General features: G+C 57.0%; 15 protein-coding genes and 1 riboswitch. Of the genes, 9 read left to right on the top strand and 6 right to left on the bottom strand.

What is annotated here, in order from left to right; genetic code table 11:
- Positions 1-16 precede the first annotated feature (16 nt).
- Positions 17-1,375, top strand: a complete 1,359-nt coding sequence (locus tag RT197_RS14710) for a NosD domain-containing protein (RefSeq protein WP_312951825.1) — start codon at positions 17-19, stop codon at positions 1,373-1,375.
- Between the two features lie 67 nt (positions 1,376-1,442).
- Here RT197_RS14710 and hokA (RT197_RS14705) read toward each other — a convergent pair whose 3' ends face one another.
- Positions 1,443-1,595 (bottom strand): type I toxin-antitoxin system toxin HokA, encoded by a 153-nt coding sequence (gene hokA / locus RT197_RS14705; RefSeq protein WP_312951823.1) that lies wholly within the window; start codon positions 1,593-1,595, stop codon positions 1,443-1,445.
- A 305-nt stretch (positions 1,596-1,900) separates the two neighbouring features.
- Here hokA (RT197_RS14705) and aroD point away from each other — a divergent pair, with 305 nt between their 5' ends.
- On the top strand, positions 1,901-2,656 hold the full coding sequence (gene aroD, locus RT197_RS14700) for a type I 3-dehydroquinate dehydratase (protein ID WP_312951824.1): 756 nt from the start codon (positions 1,901-1,903) through the stop codon (positions 2,654-2,656).
- A gap of 71 nt (positions 2,657-2,727) precedes the next feature.
- Here the strand turns inward: aroD and hokA (RT197_RS14695) are convergent, their stop codons facing one another.
- The 3 genes from hokA (RT197_RS14695) to sgrT form a co-directional block, all read right to left on the bottom strand.
- Entirely contained in the window at positions 2,728-2,880 is a 153-nt protein-coding gene (gene hokA, locus RT197_RS14695; protein ID WP_312951823.1) for a type I toxin-antitoxin system toxin HokA, read from the bottom strand.
- A 236-nt stretch (positions 2,881-3,116) separates the two neighbouring features.
- On the bottom strand, positions 3,117-4,298 hold the full coding sequence (locus RT197_RS14690) for a sugar efflux transporter (RefSeq protein ID WP_312951821.1): 1,182 nt from the start codon (positions 4,296-4,298) through the stop codon (positions 3,117-3,119).
- A 104-nt stretch (positions 4,299-4,402) separates the two neighbouring features.
- On the bottom strand, positions 4,403-4,555 hold the full coding sequence (sgrT, locus tag RT197_RS14685; protein ID WP_312951820.1) for a glucose uptake inhibitor SgrT: 153 nt from the start codon (positions 4,553-4,555) through the stop codon (positions 4,403-4,405).
- Between the two features lie 88 nt (positions 4,556-4,643).
- Here sgrT and sgrR point away from each other — a divergent pair, with 88 nt between their 5' ends.
- From sgrR to thiQ, 4 genes are all read left to right on the top strand, one after another.
- Positions 4,644-6,299, top strand: a complete 1,656-nt coding sequence (gene sgrR, locus RT197_RS14680) for an HTH-type transcriptional regulator SgrR (protein ID WP_312951818.1) — start codon at positions 4,644-4,646, stop codon at positions 6,297-6,299.
- A gap of 36 nt (positions 6,300-6,335) precedes the next feature.
- Positions 6,336-6,428, top strand: a riboswitch (TPP riboswitch).
- A gap of 32 nt (positions 6,429-6,460) precedes the next feature.
- The gene (gene thiB / locus RT197_RS14675; protein WP_312951817.1) at positions 6,461-7,444 is read left to right on the top strand and encodes a thiamine ABC transporter substrate binding subunit; all 984 of its coding nucleotides are present in this window, start codon (positions 6,461-6,463) and stop codon (positions 7,442-7,444) included.
- Entirely contained in the window at positions 7,420-9,030 is a 1,611-nt protein-coding gene (gene thiP, locus RT197_RS14670) for a thiamine/thiamine pyrophosphate ABC transporter permease ThiP (protein WP_312951816.1), read from the top strand. The genes thiB and thiP overlap by 25 nt, the downstream gene beginning before the upstream one ends.
- A complete protein-coding gene (thiQ, locus tag RT197_RS14665) occupies positions 9,014-9,757 on the top strand; it encodes a thiamine ABC transporter ATP-binding protein ThiQ (protein WP_312951814.1) in 744 nt (247 codons plus the stop codon). The genes thiP and thiQ overlap by 17 nt, the downstream gene beginning before the upstream one ends.
- On the opposite strand, the gene RT197_RS14660 is transcribed toward thiQ, so the two are convergent.
- Together RT197_RS14660 and araC are read right to left on the bottom strand one after the other, a co-directional pair.
- A complete protein-coding gene (locus RT197_RS14660; protein ID WP_312951813.1) occupies positions 9,707-10,477 on the bottom strand; it encodes a DedA family protein in 771 nt (256 codons plus the stop codon). The two genes, thiQ and RT197_RS14660, sit on opposite strands and share 51 nt — an antisense overlap.
- A 121-nt stretch (positions 10,478-10,598) precedes the next feature.
- On the bottom strand, positions 10,599-11,444 hold the full coding sequence (gene araC / locus RT197_RS14655; RefSeq protein WP_312951812.1) for an arabinose operon transcriptional regulator AraC: 846 nt from the start codon (positions 11,442-11,444) through the stop codon (positions 10,599-10,601).
- Between the two features lie 326 nt (positions 11,445-11,770).
- Here araC and araB point away from each other — a divergent pair, with 326 nt between their 5' ends.
- The 3 genes from araB to araD all read left to right on the top strand — a co-directional run bounded on the left by araB (position 11,771) and on the right by araD (position 15,764).
- On the top strand, positions 11,771-13,480 hold the full coding sequence (gene araB, locus RT197_RS14650; RefSeq protein ID WP_312951810.1) for a ribulokinase: 1,710 nt from the start codon (positions 11,771-11,773) through the stop codon (positions 13,478-13,480).
- 10 nt (positions 13,481-13,490) lie between these two features.
- Positions 13,491-14,993: an L-arabinose isomerase gene (gene araA / locus RT197_RS14645; protein WP_312951808.1), complete on the top strand. Its 1,503-nt coding sequence runs from the start codon at positions 13,491-13,493 to the stop codon at positions 14,991-14,993.
- 75 nt (positions 14,994-15,068) lie between these two features.
- Complete coding sequence (araD, locus tag RT197_RS14640) at positions 15,069-15,764, top strand: L-ribulose-5-phosphate 4-epimerase (RefSeq protein ID WP_312951806.1); 696 nt, start codon at positions 15,069-15,071, stop codon at positions 15,762-15,764.
- Positions 15,765-15,906 lie beyond the last annotated feature (142 nt).

Below are 15,906 nucleotides of genomic sequence, written 5' to 3'. Positions count from 1 at the left end.
AGCAGGAGGATAAATAATGACAGGTAAAAATTATTACGATGTGACGCAATGGAACGTGGGCGATCCCTGTGAAGACATCGGCGAAGTGATTAACAGTATCATTTTCGATATCAAAAAAAGACAAACCGCGACTGATATTAACGAGGGAGGAAAACCGGGTGCGGTAATTTATATTCCACCGGGAGACTATCATTTACGCAGCCAGATCGTCATTGATATTAGCTATCTGAAAATCAAAGGCTCTGGGCACGGGTTTGTTTCTTCCAGCATCCGTTTTAATACGCCCGCGAGTGAATGGAAAAACTTACACGAGCTATGGCCTGGCGGCAGCCGCATCCTTGTGGACCTTAGCCCGGCAGCGGATGATGATGAGCATGCCGGGGCCGCGTTTTACGTTAAGCGTCGCGGAGAGCCTCGCATCAGCTCGGTTGAATTTGCCGATTTTTGCATCGATGGTTTGCATTTTGTTGATGATGGTTCAGGAAAAAACGATCCAGAAAACACCTATGTGAATGGTAAAACGGGCATTTATATTGAAAGCCCCCATGACTCCTTTCGCATTACCGGGATGGGGCTGATCTATCTGGAGCATGGCATCACGACATATTATTCAGATGCGCTTACCGTGCATGATAATTTTATCGCGGAATGCGGTAACTGCCTCGAATTACGGGGGGCAGGACAGGCATCAAAGATCACCGATAATCTGATGGGGGCGGGCTATAAAGGATATTCCATTTACGCGCAGAATTTTGGCGGCCTGTTAATTGCAGCCAATAATATTTTCCCGCGCGGTGCCAGCAGCCTCCATTTTTCTGGCGTGGTGCGTTCAACCGTGACCAGCAACCGCTTCCATTCCTTCTATCCGGGGATGCTGGTATTTGAGAATAACTGCACGGAAAACCTGGTATCTGCCAATCATTTTTTACGCGATCGTGAACCCTGGCCGCCGATGCAGACATACGACAATGGCCTCGATGATTTATATGGCCTGCTGCATATCAATGGCAGCCATAATTCGATCGTTGCCAACCATATTTCAGAAACGATAGACCAGCAATACATCCAGCCATCGGGCAGCAAGCCGGTGATCGTTCGCCTCGTGTCCGGGCAGGGAAATTATCTTGCCAGTAATCATATTGTTGCCACCACCGAAACCGCTGACACGCAGACGGCGGCAGTGGATGCGTCCTGTTTTACTGCCCAGGTAGAGGCGTTACTGACGACGGACCGGCTGACGGCGCTGGATGTCAGCGCGGTTGTGATTGAAAAAGCCTCCCGGCACAACACCATCCTTGATTCGGCAAGCGATACTGAAGTGGTGATGGACAGGACGGTCAATGCCTTCAGGGCGACACCCGCAGCAGGGGTGTAGAGGGGTGCGTTGAGGATGCAGTGACTTCATGAGCGGCGGGGAAAAACACGCCCCCGCCGTTCAGCTCTTAACGTTTAACTTCGTAGGCTAAAACCGCCGCAAGCTCCGTTTTTCCCTGTTTCATATGCAGCTCACACAGCGAGTCGCGTACCATCCAGGTAAACAGCAGAATAGTGATGCAAATCACTATCAGTCCGTACAGCAGATAACGTTGCGGCATTCCAGCCCCCTTCGTTGCTTTCCAGCAGTTAAGAGGCTATTCTCATGTTGTTCATGCATGGAATTGGCCTCATTCGATTTAAAGTCGGGTGGGGCTTTTCTCTGCATGCCATTCAGCCAGCGCCAAAGGCATACAGCCTCAGGCACCCGTCGCACACTCTATGCCTGCTATTCTCTGCTGTAACTCCTGTCGTCTCGTTTTTACGCGTTGCCTTCCAGAATTTCGTTCAGAACAGATTTTGTGATTCCGCGTAATATCGGCTATCGTCAGCGTCAGCTGATCTAAAAAAGATGACAGAGATAACAATGGATAAATCGGTTACCGTAAAAAACATCACTTTCCGTGAAGGAGAAACGCTGATTTGTGTCCCGCTGGTAGGTAAATCACGCGACGAATTACAGAGCCAGGCAGAGTATCTCGCCACGGTGGGGGCCGATATTATTGAATGGCGCGTCGATCATTACGCTGAGGTTGCCACCTCATCCCTTGTGCTCAACGCATTACGGGCTATTCGCCAGGCCCTGCCACATATACCGCTGATTTTTACCTTTCGCAGCAAAAAAGAGGGCGGAGAATGCGAACTCTCCGAAGAGGCCTATTTCGCCCTCAACCAGCAGATAGCGGTGAGCGGCCTGGTCGATATTATTGATATTGAACTGTTCAATGATGAAACGCGTATCCGCGACGCGATCGCCACCGCTCACGCGTCGGGGGTGAAGGTCATTATGAGCAGCCATGACTTCCAAAAAACGCCCGCTAAAGAAGAGATTATCCACCGCCTGCGGCGAATGCAGGATCTGGGTGCCGATCTGCCTAAAATTGCCGTTATGCCCCAGTGCGCAGAAGATGTGCTACGGCTGCTCGACGCCACGTTGACCATGAAGCAGCAGTTCGCCACCCGGCCACTGATCACCATGTCGATGGGTAAAATAGGGGGCGTCAGTCGGGTGACGGGAAAACTGTTTGGCTCCGCCATGACCTTTGGCGCGGCGGGCCAGGTTTCAGCGCCGGGGCAAATTGAGATCCGCCAACTGCGGGAAATAATGTCGGTGCTTAGCTAAAAAGTTGGGTGCGTTGAGGATGCGGTCACTTCATGAGCGGCGGGGAAAAACGCGCCCCCGCCGTTCAGCTCTTAACGTTTAACTTCGTAGGCTAAAACCGCCGCAAGCTCCGTTTTTCCCTGTTTCATATGCAGCTCACACAGCGAGTCGCGTACCATCCAGGTAAACAGCAGAATAGTGATGCAAATCACTATCAGTCCGTACAGCAGATAACGTTGCGGCATTCCAGCCCCCTTCGTTGCTTTCCAGCAGTTAAGAGGCTATTCTCATGTTGTTCATGCATGGAATTGGCCTCATTCGATTTAAAGTCGGGTGGGGCTTTTCTCTGCATGCCATTCAGCCAGCGCCAAAGGCATACAGCCTCAGGCACCCGTCGCACACTCTATGCCAGCTACTCTCTGCTGTAACCCCTGTCGTCTCGTTTTTACGCGCTGCCTTCCAGAATTTCGCTTACGGCAATTTATACATCCTTTACCCGGCTGATCATGGTCAGGGTGACAATCGAGATTGCCGCAATCGCCCAGTAGACCACGGCGTGACCAGCGTATTGCGCCAGCACGCCCTGGATCATTCCGGCCAGAATAACGCCGGTAGAAATGCTGTTGGAGAAAAGAGTGGTAGCGGCCCCTGCCCGTCCCGGCATCAGATCCTGAAACCAGAGCATACCGATTCCGGCAACAATCCCGATAAAAACGGCGTTAAAAAACTGTAAAACCAGCAGCCCCTGCTGGCTGTGAAAAAAGATCAGCCCGCAGTAGAAAATAAAGCTTGAGAGCGTCGCAAGTATCATCATTCGGCGCTTGCCGAAGCGTTTGACATAATACCCGGCGATGATCATCACCGGGATTTCCAGCCCCGCGCAGGTGCCCATAAGCAACCCGGCCAGTTTATCCGGCAGGCCTAAATCCTGGCTGATCCATATCGGCATATCGATAAAATACATGGTGTTGCTGGTCCACATCAGCGTGGAGGCAATAAATAACAGGCGGACGTTTTTATCCTGCCAGCCGCCGGTGGGTAGCGCAATCGCCGCCCCGGAAAGCGGTTCCACGCGCGGCACCGACGGCAGCCATAGCGCAATCAGCACCAGGCTGACGGCGAAAATACCGGCCGCGGTGATAAACATGGTGGTAAAGCCGTAGTTCAGCGCCAGCATAAAGGCCAGCGGTGGGCCGATAACCCACGCCAGCGAGAGCTGAGCACGCATTATCGAACTGAACATCACGACTTCGCGGGCAGAACGATCGGCATATTCCCGCGCAAGGGCAAATAGCTGCGGCATTACACAGCTGGCTATCGAACTGAGCAATACCCCGCAGGTAATGAGCGTCAGGTAGTGGCGGTTAAACGCAAACAGCAGCGCATTGACGACCGCCAACAGGCAGCAGAAGACAATCAGTTTTCGCCGGTCGCCCTGGCTGTCGGAGCGCTTTGCCAGCAGCAGGCTAATCAGTATCCCGGCAATGGCGTTAACGGTGTAAAAAAAACCGACCCAAAACGGTTCGGCCCCCACTTCGCGGTTCAGAAACAAACTGAGCGTTGGAGCCTGTAGCGCCCCGGCGATACCTACCATAAACGCTGCGATCATAAATGCGGCATAAATTCCGTTGAGCCGCCGTGCCATCGTCATTACCCAGAGCATGAAAAGTCCCTTACGCACAAGAATGAAAACGAAAAAAGCCAGCAGAAATAATCTGCTGGCGGGTGATTTTACACCAATACTCAGTCACACATGATGTCTGCAAATCAGTTTTCAGAGGTCCGGTCTGTAACGTCCCACTGCATCAGTTCCTCAAGCAACCGGAGCCGCTGTAGTGCGCTCTGACGGGCCAGCCAGGACACTCCCTGTGTCGCAATAAAATAGCGCAGATAAAACTGACGAATGAAAGACCCCTTCATATTCCACCTCCTTGCTTCATCGCTGATGATTATTGTCTTAATATGGGGATAAATAAATTGCTGGGTTTTTAGCGGGAGTTCCTCTTTTATGTCCTCTGGCCGTCTACAACAACAATTCATCCGCCTGTGGCAATGCTGCGACGGCAAATCGCAGGAGACCACCCTGAACGAGCTGGCAGAACTGCTGAGCTGCTCGCGGCGGCATATGCGCACCCTGCTGAATACCATGCAGGCCCGCGGCTGGCTGACCTGGGAAGCCGAGGCCGGACGCGGCAAGCGCTCGCGCCTGACGTTCCTGTATACCGGGCTGGCGCTCCAGCAGCAGCGGGCGGAAGACCTGCTGGAGCAGGATCGTATCGACCAGTTGGTCCAGCTGGTGGGCGATAAAGCCACTGTCCGCCAGATGCTGGTCTCCCATCTTGGGCGCAGCTTCCGTCAGGGGCGGCATATTCTGCGCGTGCTCTACTATCGGCCGATGAAAAATCTGCTTCCCGGCAGCGCGCTGCGCCGTTCAGAAACCCATATGGCGCGACAAATCTTTAGCGCGCTGACGCGTATAAATGAGGAAAACGGGGAACTGGAACCGGACATTGCCCACCACTGGCAGCAAATTTCTCCGTTGCACTGGCGATTTTTTTTACGTCCCGGCATTCATTTTCATCACGGGCGCGAACTGGAGATGGAGGATGTCATCGCCTCGCTCAGCCGAATCAACCCCCAGCCGCTGTATGCGCACATCACCCGCATTCACTCCCCCACCGCCTGGACGCTGGATATTCATCTCAGCCAGCCGGACCGCTGGCTGCCCTGGCTGCTGGGAAATACGCCGGCCATGATTTTGCCCCGCGAGTGGGAAACGATGAGCCGCTTCGCCAGCCAGCCGATTGGCACCGGCCCCTACGCCGTCGGGCGCAATAACCAGAACCAGCTGAAAATTCACGCGTTCGACGACTATTTTGGCTACCGGGCGCTGATTGATGAGGTGAATGTCTGGGTGCTGCCGGATCTTAGCGAAGAACTTAACGGCAGCCTGATGCTGGAGGGATCGCCGGACGGGGAAAAAGCGGTAGAGAGTCGTCTCGAAGAGGGTTGCTACTATCTGCTGTTCGATGCCCGCTCGCCGCGCGGGTCAAACATGGCGGTGCGCCAGTGGCTAAGCTATATCCTTGCCCCCGCCAGCCTCCTTTATCACGCTGAAGATAGTTATAAATACCGCTGGTTCCCGGCCTATGGACTGCTGCCGCGCTGGCATCACGCTCACAGTGAACGCTGCGAAAAACCGGCGGGCCTGGAAGCGGTGACGATGACCTATTACCGCGATCACGTCGAACATCATATTATTGCGCAGATTATGGCGCGGTTGCTGGCGGAGCACGGGGTAAAACTGGACATCAACGAGGTGGACTATGATGAATGGCACCGGGGCGATGCAATCAGCGACATCTGGCTCAACAGCGCCAATTTTACCCTGCCGCTCGATTTCTCGCTTTTCTCGCACCTGTATGAAGTACCGTTGATCCAGCACTGCATTCCCATCGACTGGCAGAAAGACGCCACGCGCTGGCACGCGGGTGAAATGGATTTGGCAGTCTGGTGCCAGCAGTTACTGACCAGCCAGGCCATCGTGCCGCTGATCCACCACTGGCTAATCATTCAGGGACAGCGCAGTATGCGCGGTCTGCGCATGAACACGCTGGGCTGGTTCGATTTTAAATCGGCCTGGTTTGCGCCGCCGGAACCATAAAGCTTTCAGAAAACTCACAAAATTATTACACTGATGACGTTCTCAACGGGGTGCCGCGTAAGGCTGAGAAAATACCCGTCGAACCTGATCCGGATAATGCCGGCGAAGGGATTTGAGGCTGGTGCTCAAAATCCTTTGCCACCCATCGACTGAGGTGCAAAGTGTTGAAAAAATATCTGCCGTTGCTGGCGCTGGTCGCCGCGCCCGTTTTCGCTAAACCTGTTCTTACCGTCTATACCTACGACTCTTTCTCCGCAGACTGGGGACCGGGGCCGGTGGTCAAAAAAGCCTTTGAAGCCGACTGCCAGTGCGAACTGAAATTCGTGACGCTGGAGGACGGCGTATCGCTGCTTAATCGTCTGCGCATGGAAGGCAAAAACAGCAAAGCTGACGTAGTGCTGGGGCTGGACAACAACCTGCTGGAAGCCGCCACCCAGACCAAACTGTTTGCCAAAAGCGACGTCCCGGCAAGCGCGGTCAAGGTGCCTGGCGGCTGGAACAACGACACCTTCGTGCCGTTCGATTATGGCTATTTCGCCTTCGTCTACGATAAAAACAAACTGAAAAACCCGCCGAAAAGCCTGAAGGAACTGGTAGAAAGTGACCAGAAATGGCGGGTAATTTATGAAGATCCGCGTACCAGCACGCCGGGTCTGGGCCTGCTGTTGTGGATGCAAAAAGTCTACGGCGATAAAACCCCGGAAGCCTGGCAGAAACTGGCGGCGAAAACCGTCACCGTCACCAAAGGCTGGAGCGAAGCCTACGGCCTGTTCCTGAAAGGTGAGAGCGACCTGGTGCTGAGCTACACCACTTCCCCGGCCTATCACATCATCGAAGAGAAAAAAGACCAGTATGCGGCGGCGGATTTTGCCGAAGGCCACTATTTGCAGGTTGAGGTCGCCGCGCGCACCGCAGCCAGCAAGCAGCCGGAACTGGCGAAAAAGTTCCTCACCTTTATGGTTTCGCCTGCTTTCCAGAACGCCATTCCGACCGGTAACTGGATGTATCCGGTCGCTGACGTCACCCTGCCGGACGGGTTTGCCGCGCTGGCGAAACCCAAAACCACGCTGGAATTTACCCCGCAACAGGTCGCAGCCGACCGTCAGTCATGGATTAGCCAGTGGCAACGCGCCGTCAGCCGCTAATTCCGGGCTGGATGCTGCCGGGTCTGAGTGCCGCCACCCTGATGGTGGCGGTCGCGCTGGCGGCATTCCTGGCCTTGTGGTTCAGCGCGCCGCAGGCGGCCTGGCGCACGCTGTTTGCGGACAGCTACCTGTGGCACGTGGTGCGCTTCTCCTTCTGGCAGGCGTTTTTGTCGGCGCTGCTGTCGGTGGTTCCGGCGATCTTTCTGGCCCGTGCGCTGTACCGCCGCCGCTTTCCCGGCAGGCTGGCGCTGCTGCGCCTGTGCGCCATGACCCTGATCCTGCCGGTGCTGGTCGCGGTATTCGGCATTCTGAGCGTCTACGGGCGGCAGGGCTGGCTGGCCTCGCTGTTTCAGGCGCTGGGGCTGGAGTGGACCTTTTCTCCCTACGGACTACAGGGCATTCTGCTGGCGCACGTATTCTTTAATCTGCCGATGGCGAGCCGCCTGCTGCTTCAGGCGCTGGAGCAAATCCCCGGCGAGCAGCGGCAACTGGCGGCGCAACTGGGGATGCGCGGTTACGACTTCTTCCGGCTGGTCGAGTGGCCGTGGCTGCGTCGCCAGATCCCCCCCATCGCCGCGCTGATTTTCATGCTCTGCTTCGCCAGCTTTGCCACCGTGCTGTCGCTGGGCGGCGGGCCGCAGGCGACGACCATTGAACTGGCGATCTATCAGGCGCTGAATTTTGATTACGATCCCGGGCGCGCGGCAATGCTGGCGCTGATCCAGATGGTCTGCTGCCTCGGACTGGTGCTGCTCAGCCAACGGCTAAGCAAAGCGATTGCCGTGGGAAACTCGCATCTTCAGGGCTGGCGCGATCCCGACGATCGACGCTTCAGCCGTCTTGCCGACGCGCTGCTGATCGTCGGTGCCCTGCTGCTGCTGTTACCGCCGTTGCTGGCGGTGATCGTTGAGGGACTCAATCGCGACTTGCCTGACGTGCTGGCCCAGCCCGCGATGTGGCAGGCGCTGTGGACGTCGCTGCGCATTGCGCTGGCAGCGGGCGTGCTCTGCGTGATCCTCACCGTAATGCTGCTGTGGAGCAGCCGCGAGCTTCGCGCCCGCGCCCGTCCGCTGGCGGGTCAGGCGATGGAGCTTTCCGGGATGCTGATCCTCGCCATGCCCGGTATCGTGCTGGCGACGGGCTTCTTTCTGCTGCTCAGTAACAGCATCGGCCTGCCGGGTTCGGCAGACGGCATCGTTATTTTCACCAACGCGCTGATGGCCATTCCCTACGCGCTGAAAGTGCTGGAAAATCCGATGCGCGATCTCACCGCCCGTTACACCCTGCTGTGCCAGTCTCTGGGCATGGAAGGCTTTACCCGCCTGAAAGTGGTGGAGCTGCGTGCGCTGAAGCGCCCGCTGGCCCAGGCGCTGGCTTTTGCCTGCGTACTGTCAATTGGCGACTTTGGCGTGGTGGCGCTGTTTGGCAATGAGGATTTCCGCACGCTGCCGTTTTACCTGTATCAGCAAATCGGCTCCTACCGCAGCCAGGAAGGGGCCGTAACCGCGCTGCTCCTGCTGCTACTGTGCTTTGCGCTTTTTACCGCTATTGAAAAACTTCCGGGACGCCATGCTGAAACTTACTGATGTTATCTGGCTTTATCAGCATCTGCCGATGCGCTTCACTCTGTCGCTTAAGCAGGGTGAACAGGTGGCGGTGCTGGGACCGAGCGGCGCGGGCAAAAGCACGCTGCTCAATCTGATTGCCGGTTTTCTGCAACCGGAAAGCGGCACCATCCTGATTGAAAATCAGCTTCACACTCACACGCCGCCCGCGCGCCGTCCGGTGTCGATGCTGTTTCAGGAAAATAATCTGTTTAGCCATCTGACGGTGCGGCAGAATATTGGCCTGGGTTTGCATCCGGGGCTGAAACTTAGCGAGGCGCAGCGGCAGAAATTGCAGTTGATCGCCAGCCAGATGGGCATTGAGTCGCTGCTGGAGCGCCTGCCGGGAGAGCTTTCCGGCGGTCAGCGTCAGCGGGCGGCACTGGCGCGTTGCCTGGTGCGCGAGCAGCCGGTGCTGCTGCTTGATGAGCCGTTTTCGGCGCTCGATCCGGCGCTGCGTCAGGAAATGCTGACGTTAGTGAGCGACGTCTGCCGTCGCCAGCATCTGACGCTGCTGATGGTATCGCACAGCGTGGAAGATGCAGCGCGCATTGCGCCGCGCTCGCTGGTCGTCGCCGACGGCAGAATCGCCTGGGATGGGGAAACCCGCGCGCTGCTCAGCGGCCGCGCCAGCGCCTCGTCGCTATTGGGAATTCACTCAGTGACCGGTGACGACCTTCAGGAGGATGTCAGCATAGACCGGCATTGACGGATGGCGGATCGCCGCCGCCAGTGCCACCACCGCCACACCGCCGATCAGCGGGGCAATCCACAGCAGACGCTGGCGTGGCAATAATAAAGACAGACGGTCGCGCCCGCTTTTCCCGCTGCGCCATAAGCGCCAGCACAGCCAGGCGGCAATCCACAGCAGCAGCGCTGCCGCCAGCAGCAGCCACTTAAACGCGCTGCTCTGCGCGTCGGGGGGAATATCAATCGCCGCTCCCGCCAGAATGCCCGGCAGGAAGTAAACCGGCGGCCAGAACAGGCAGCCGATAATATTGGGCAACACAAACTTAGCCACTGGCAGATCGAGCATACCGGCGACCATCGGCACCAGCGGACGGGTCGGCCCGACAAAGCGCCCGACCAGAATGGTAAACATGCTGTGCTGATGCAGCGCGTGCTCGGTTTTATCGAGCAGCGATTTATTCTTCTTCATGAACGACCAGCGGTGCAGCGGTTTTTTGAAACGCCAGCCCAGCCAGAACGATATCCAGTCCCCCAGTAAACAGCCGACAATCCCCGCCAGCCATGCCTGCCAGAAGTTCACTTCGCCACTGCCGATCAGTGCGCCCAGCCCGGCCATCATCACCGTGCCCGGCAGGATCAGCCCGACCAGCGCCAGCGATTCCAGAAACGCCACCAGCGCGATGGCAATCAACGAGTAACTGGCGGATTGGGTAATAAAATGTTCCAGCAATGCTTGCATTAAAATGTCCGTCAGGATGTTGGAAACCGCGATTCTGCAAAGCGGCGCAGTCTTCGTCAAGCCATCAATTGTCTGAATAGATTAACGGTTATGACAAGTATCCTGACACATCATTCACTTTTTATTCACAACCGGAGCGGAACTCGCTGGGACTGGCACCGGTGCATTTCTTAAAGACGCGGGAAAAATAGAGCTGATCCTCAAAGCCAATATTGCGCCCCACGCTGGCAATCGGCATCCGGGTGGTGCTCAGCAGGAATTTGGCCTGGCTGATGCGTTGATCTTCGCGCCAGCTCAGCACGCTCACGCCAAGCTGCTGGCGAAACAGATGCGACAGGCGCGAAGGTGAAAGGCAAACGTGCTGCGCGACGCTGGCGATATCAAACTGGGTATCGGAGAGATGATCGCTGATGTACTGGCAGGCTTCGCGCACCCGGTGATCCATCGGCGGATGCAGCGATTCATTCACCGCTTCCATACGTCGCAGCAGCAGTTGTTCCAGCAGGTTAATCGCCAGCAGTTCAGAGTAGCGTCCGGCTCCCTGCCCGGCATCGATAATTTGCCCGAACAGGGCGCGAAGCATCGGTTCATGAGACGAGTCCGGGCGGTAAAATCCCGTTTGCGCAAAAATGGTCGGCCACGCCAGCCACTCCTGCCAGTAAGCGCGCGGGCGGAAATAAACCCACTGGTGATACCACTCTTTCGCCTCCGGGTGACGTCCGTAGTGGTGAATTTCTCCCGGCGGGAACAGCAGCATATCACCCGGACGGCAAACAAAACGCTGGCCGCTGTTATCAATCACCCCTTCCCCGCGCACGGTCAGATTAAGGATATAGCCTTTCATGCCCAGCGGACGGTCGATAAAAAAATCGAGATAGCCGCCTGCCTCAATCGGCGTTAATCCCGCCACCAGATGGGCATTAAATGAGTAGCCCGGCAATAGCGGATCGTTTTGCGTTTCAGCCATGAACTTCATACTCCCAATAGAGTTTTCAGAAACCAATTGTCCATATTGCATTTTTGATCGGTACAGACCGGGCCAGCGCAGCCAAAACGAGAAAAAGTCGGGCCAATCCCGCTTCACAGCGGCACTTCATTCACACTAACGCGGCGAAATCCGTAACAAGAGTGTCTATAAAGAAGGCTAAAAAGTCCACATTGAATATTTGCACGCCGTCACACTTTGCAATGGCATAGCAAAATAGTCCATAAGATTAGCGGTTCCAGCCTGACGCTTTTTCCCTTCAGTCTCTACTGTTTCAGCATCACTGTTTTTCTGGATGGAGTAACACGATGGCGATAGCAATTGGCCTCGATTTTGGTAGTGATTCTGTACGCGCTCTGGCGGTGGACTGTACCCGCGGCGAGGAGATCGCCACCAGCGTGGAGTGGTATCCGCGCTGGCAGGAGGGCCGCTATTGCGATGCCCCGAACAATCAGTTTCGTCATCATCCGCGTGATTACATTGAATCCATGGAGCAGGCGATAAAAAGCGTGCTGGCTGAACTTACCGTCGCCCAGCGTCAGCAGGTGGTCGGCATTGGCGTGGACAGTACCGGCTCCACGCCCGCCCCGATTGACGCCGACGGACACGTGCTGGCACTGCGCGAGGAGTTCGCCGATAACCCGAACGCGATGTTCGTGCTGTGGAAAGACCACACGTCTGTAGAAGAAGCGGAAGAAATCACCCGCCTGTGTCATCAGCCAGGTAAAGAAGATTACTCGCGCTACATCGGCGGCATTTACTCCAGTGAATGGTTCTGGGCCAAGATTCTGCATGTGACCCGCAAGGACAGCGTCGTGGCGCAGGCCGCCGCATCGTGGATCGAACTGTGTGACTGGGTGCCCGCCCTGCTTTCCGGCACTACCCGGCCGCAGGATATCCGCCGGGGCCGCTGTAGCGCCGGACATAAATCGCTGTGGCACGAAAGCTGGGGGGGACTGCCTCCGGCCCGCTTTTTTGATGAACTGGACCCGCGCCTGAATCAGCACCTCGCCTGGCCGATGTTCAGCGAAACTTACACCGCCGATCTTCCCGTCGGCAATCTGTGCCCCGAGTGGGCACAGCGTCTGGGCCTGCCGCAGAGCGTGGTGATCTCTGGCGGCGCGTTTGACTGCCATATGGGAGCCGTCGGCGCGGGCGCACAGCCGAACGCGCTGGTCAAAGTGATCGGCACCTCCACCTGCGACATTCTGATTGCCGACAAACGCAGCGTCGGCGAGCGCGCGGTAAAAGGCATCTGCGGTCAGGTTGACGGCAGCGTGGTGCCGGACTTTATCGGCATGGAGGCCGGGCAATCGGCCTTCGGCGATATGTACGCCTGGTTTGGCCGCATTCTCGGCTGGCCGCTGCAACAGCTCGCCGCGCAGCATCCCGAACTGAAAGAACCGATCGCCGCCAGTCAGAAACAGCTGCTTCCCGCGCTCACCGAGGCATGGGCGAAAAATCCGTCTCTCGACCATCTGCCGGTGATCCTCGACTGGTTTAACGGTCGGCGCACGCCCAACGCCAACCAGCGGCTGAAAGGGGTGATCACCGATTTAAACCTCGCCACTGACGCCCCGGCGCTGTTTGGCGGGCTGATCGCCGCCACTGCCTTTGGCGCACGCGCCATTATGGAGTGTTTCACCGAACAGGGTATTGCGGTCAACAACGTGATGGCGCTCGGCGGCATTGCGCGCAAAAACCCGGTGATTATGCAGGCCTGCTGCGATGTGCTGAATCGGCCGCTGCAAATCGTCGCCTCCGATCAGTGCTGTGCGCTCGGCGCCGCGATTTTCGCCGCCGTTGCCGCAGGCGTCCATGCCGATATCCCGACGGCACAGGCGAAGATGGCCAGCGCCGTGGAAATCACCCTGCAACCGCGCCCGCAGCAGGCGCAGCGTTTTGAACAGCTCTATCGCCGCTATCAGCAGTGGGCGGTGAGCGCCGAACAGCAATACCTCCCTGATGCCGCGCCGGTGCAAAACGCGCCGGTCAGCCAGACAACTCTGACCTGTTAAGGACCCCACAATGACAATTTTCGATAACTACGAAGTATGGTTTGTGATTGGTAGCCAGCATCTCTATGGCCCGGAAACCCTGCGCCAGGTAACGCAGCACGCTGAACACGTGGTCAACGCGCTCAACAGCGAAGCTAAACTGCCCTGCAAACTGGTCCTCAGGCCGCTCGGTACCTCGCCTGATGAGATCACCGCCATTTGCCGCGACGCCAACTACGACGATAAATGCGCAGGCCTGGTGGTCTGGCTGCACACCTTCTCCCCGGCGAAAATGTGGATCAACGGCCTGACTATCCTCAATAAACCGCTGCTCCAGTTCCACACCCAGTTCAACGCCGCCCTGCCGTGGGACAGCATTGATATGGACTTTATGAACCTGAACCAGACCGCGCACGGCGGCCGTGAGTTTGGGTTTATTGGCGCGCGGATGCGTCAGCAGCACAGCGTTGTCACCGGTCACTGGCAGGACAGCGCCGCCCACCAGCGCATCGGCGCGTGGATGCGTCAGGCGGTGTCCAAACAGGATACCCGCCACCTGAAAGTCTGCCGTTTCGGCGACAACATGCGTGAAGTGGCGGTTACCGACGGCGATAAAGTCGCCGCACAGATCAAATTCGGTTTCTCGGTCAATACCTGGGCGGTGGGCGATCTGGTGCAGGTGGTGAACGCGGTCAGCGACGGCGAAATCAGCGCGCTGGTAGATGAATATGAAAGCAGCTATCGCCTGACGGCGGCGGCGCAGGTACACGGCGACAAGCGTCAGAACGTCATCGACGCGGCGCGCATTGAACTGGGCATGAAACGCTTTCTTGAAGAGGGCGGCTTCCACGCTTTCACGACCACGTTTGAAGATTTACACGGCCTGAAACAGCTTCCGGGTCTTGCCGTACAGCGTCTGATGCAGCAGGGCTACGGCTTTGCGGGCGAAGGCGACTGGAAAACCGCCGCGCTGCTTCGCATCATGAAGGTGATGTCAACCGGTCTGCAGGGCGGCACTTCATTTATGGAGGATTACACCTACCACTTTGAAGCGGGTAACGATCTGGTGCTCGGCTCGCACATGCTGGAAGTGTGCCCGACCATCGCGCTGGATGAAAAACCGATCCTCGACGTACAGCCGCTCGGCATCGGGGGCAAGGCCGATCCAGCGCGCCTGATTTTCAATACCAAAACCGGTCCGGCGATCGCCGCCAGCCTTATCGATCTCGGCGATCGTTTCCGCCTGCTGGTCAACTGCGTTGACGCGGTTAAAACGCCGCACGATCTGCCGAAGCTGCCGGTAGCCAACGCCCTGTGGAAAGCGCAGCCGGATCTGCCGACGGCGTCGGAAGCCTGGATCATCGCCGGTGGCGCGCATCATACCGTCTTCAGCCATGCGCTGACGCTCGACGATATGCGTCAGTTTACCGAACTGCACGGTATTGAGATCGCGGTGATCGACAACGACACCCGCCTGCCCGCGTTTAAAGACGCGCTGCGCTGGAACGACGTGTATTTCGGTTCCAGACGCTAAGCCTTTCCCCCTCCCCTGCCCTTTTGCTGGCGAAAAGACCAGGGCGAGGGGGATGTACGCTATCAGGAGCACATAATGTTAGAAGATCTTAAACGTCAGGTGCTGGAAGCGAACCTTGCCCTGCCGAAACACAACCTGGTGACGCTCACCTGGGGCAACGTCAGCGCGGTCGACCGCGATCGCGGCGTGCTGGTGATCAAGCCTTCCGGCGTTGATTACGGCGTGATGCGTGCGGAAGACATGGTGGTGGTCAGCCTGGAGACCGGTGAAGTGGTCGAGGGAACGAAAAAACCCTCTTCCGACACGCCAACGCATCGCCTGCTGTATCAGGCATTTCCGACCATCGGCGGCATCGTTCATACCCATTCCCGCCACGCCACCATCTGGGCGCAGGCGGGGCAATCCATCCCGGCAACCGGTACCACCCACGCCGATTATTTCTACGGCACCATTCCCTGCACCCGTAAAATGACCGACGCGGAGATTAACGGCGAGTACGAATGGGAAACCGGTAACGTCATCGTCGAAACCTTCCAAAAACAGAGCATTGATGCGGCACAAATGCCCGGCGTGCTGGTCCACTCGCACGGCCCGTTTGCCTGGGGAAAAAACGCCGACGACGCGGTACACAACGCTATCGTGCTGGAAGAGGTCGCCTATATGGGCATTTTCTGCCGCCAGCTCGCACCGCAGCTGCCGGATATGCAGCCAACCCTGCTGGACAAGCATTATCTGCGCAAGCACGGGGCAAAAGCGTATTACGGGCAGTAAACGTTTATTACGCTATCCATCATCACGGGGCTGATTTATTCAGCCTCCCTTTTTTAGCGCGAAACAATAATGAGGCTATTTTAGTGCCGTTAATTCGGGGTATTTTCCCGCTTGCCGCCATCCCCAGTCGCGTTTTGTGGCG

Origin of the sequence: Superficieibacter sp. (assembly GCF_032071645.1) — a bacterium.
Taxonomy (GTDB): domain Bacteria; phylum Pseudomonadota; class Gammaproteobacteria; order Enterobacterales; family Enterobacteriaceae; genus Superficieibacter.
The sequence above is the reverse complement of the archived record's forward strand: the minus strand, read 5'-3'. Positions and strand labels throughout refer to the sequence as shown.

Excerpts from the sequence above, each read along its gene's own strand:
- sgrR (WP_312951818.1), top strand. The coding sequence starts at position 4,644 with ATGTCCTCTGGCCGTCTACAACAACAATTCATCCGCCTGTGGCAATGC.
- hokA (WP_312951823.1), bottom strand. The coding sequence starts at position 1,595 with ATGCCGCAACGTTATCTGCTGTACGGACTGATAGTGATTTGCATCACT.
- hokA (WP_312951823.1), bottom strand. The coding sequence starts at position 2,880 with ATGCCGCAACGTTATCTGCTGTACGGACTGATAGTGATTTGCATCACT.
- RT197_RS14660 (WP_312951813.1), bottom strand. The coding sequence starts at position 10,477 with ATGCAAGCATTGCTGGAACATTTTATTACCCAATCCGCCAGTTACTCG.
- araD (WP_312951806.1), top strand. The coding sequence starts at position 15,069 with ATGTTAGAAGATCTTAAACGTCAGGTGCTGGAAGCGAACCTTGCCCTG.
- RT197_RS14690 (WP_312951821.1), bottom strand. The coding sequence starts at position 4,298 with ATGCTCTGGGTAATGACGATGGCACGGCGGCTCAACGGAATTTATGCC.
- araC (WP_312951812.1), bottom strand. The coding sequence starts at position 11,444 with ATGGCTGAAACGCAAAACGATCCGCTATTGCCGGGCTACTCATTTAAT.
- RT197_RS14710 (WP_312951825.1), top strand. The coding sequence starts at position 17 with ATGACAGGTAAAAATTATTACGATGTGACGCAATGGAACGTGGGCGAT.
- sgrT (WP_312951820.1), bottom strand. The coding sequence starts at position 4,555 with ATGAAGGGGTCTTTCATTCGTCAGTTTTATCTGCGCTATTTTATTGCG.
- araA (WP_312951808.1), top strand. The coding sequence starts at position 13,491 with ATGACAATTTTCGATAACTACGAAGTATGGTTTGTGATTGGTAGCCAG.
- araB (WP_312951810.1), top strand. The coding sequence starts at position 11,771 with ATGGCGATAGCAATTGGCCTCGATTTTGGTAGTGATTCTGTACGCGCT.
- thiQ (WP_312951814.1), top strand. The coding sequence starts at position 9,014 with ATGCTGAAACTTACTGATGTTATCTGGCTTTATCAGCATCTGCCGATG.
- aroD (WP_312951824.1), top strand. The coding sequence starts at position 1,901 with ATGGATAAATCGGTTACCGTAAAAAACATCACTTTCCGTGAAGGAGAA.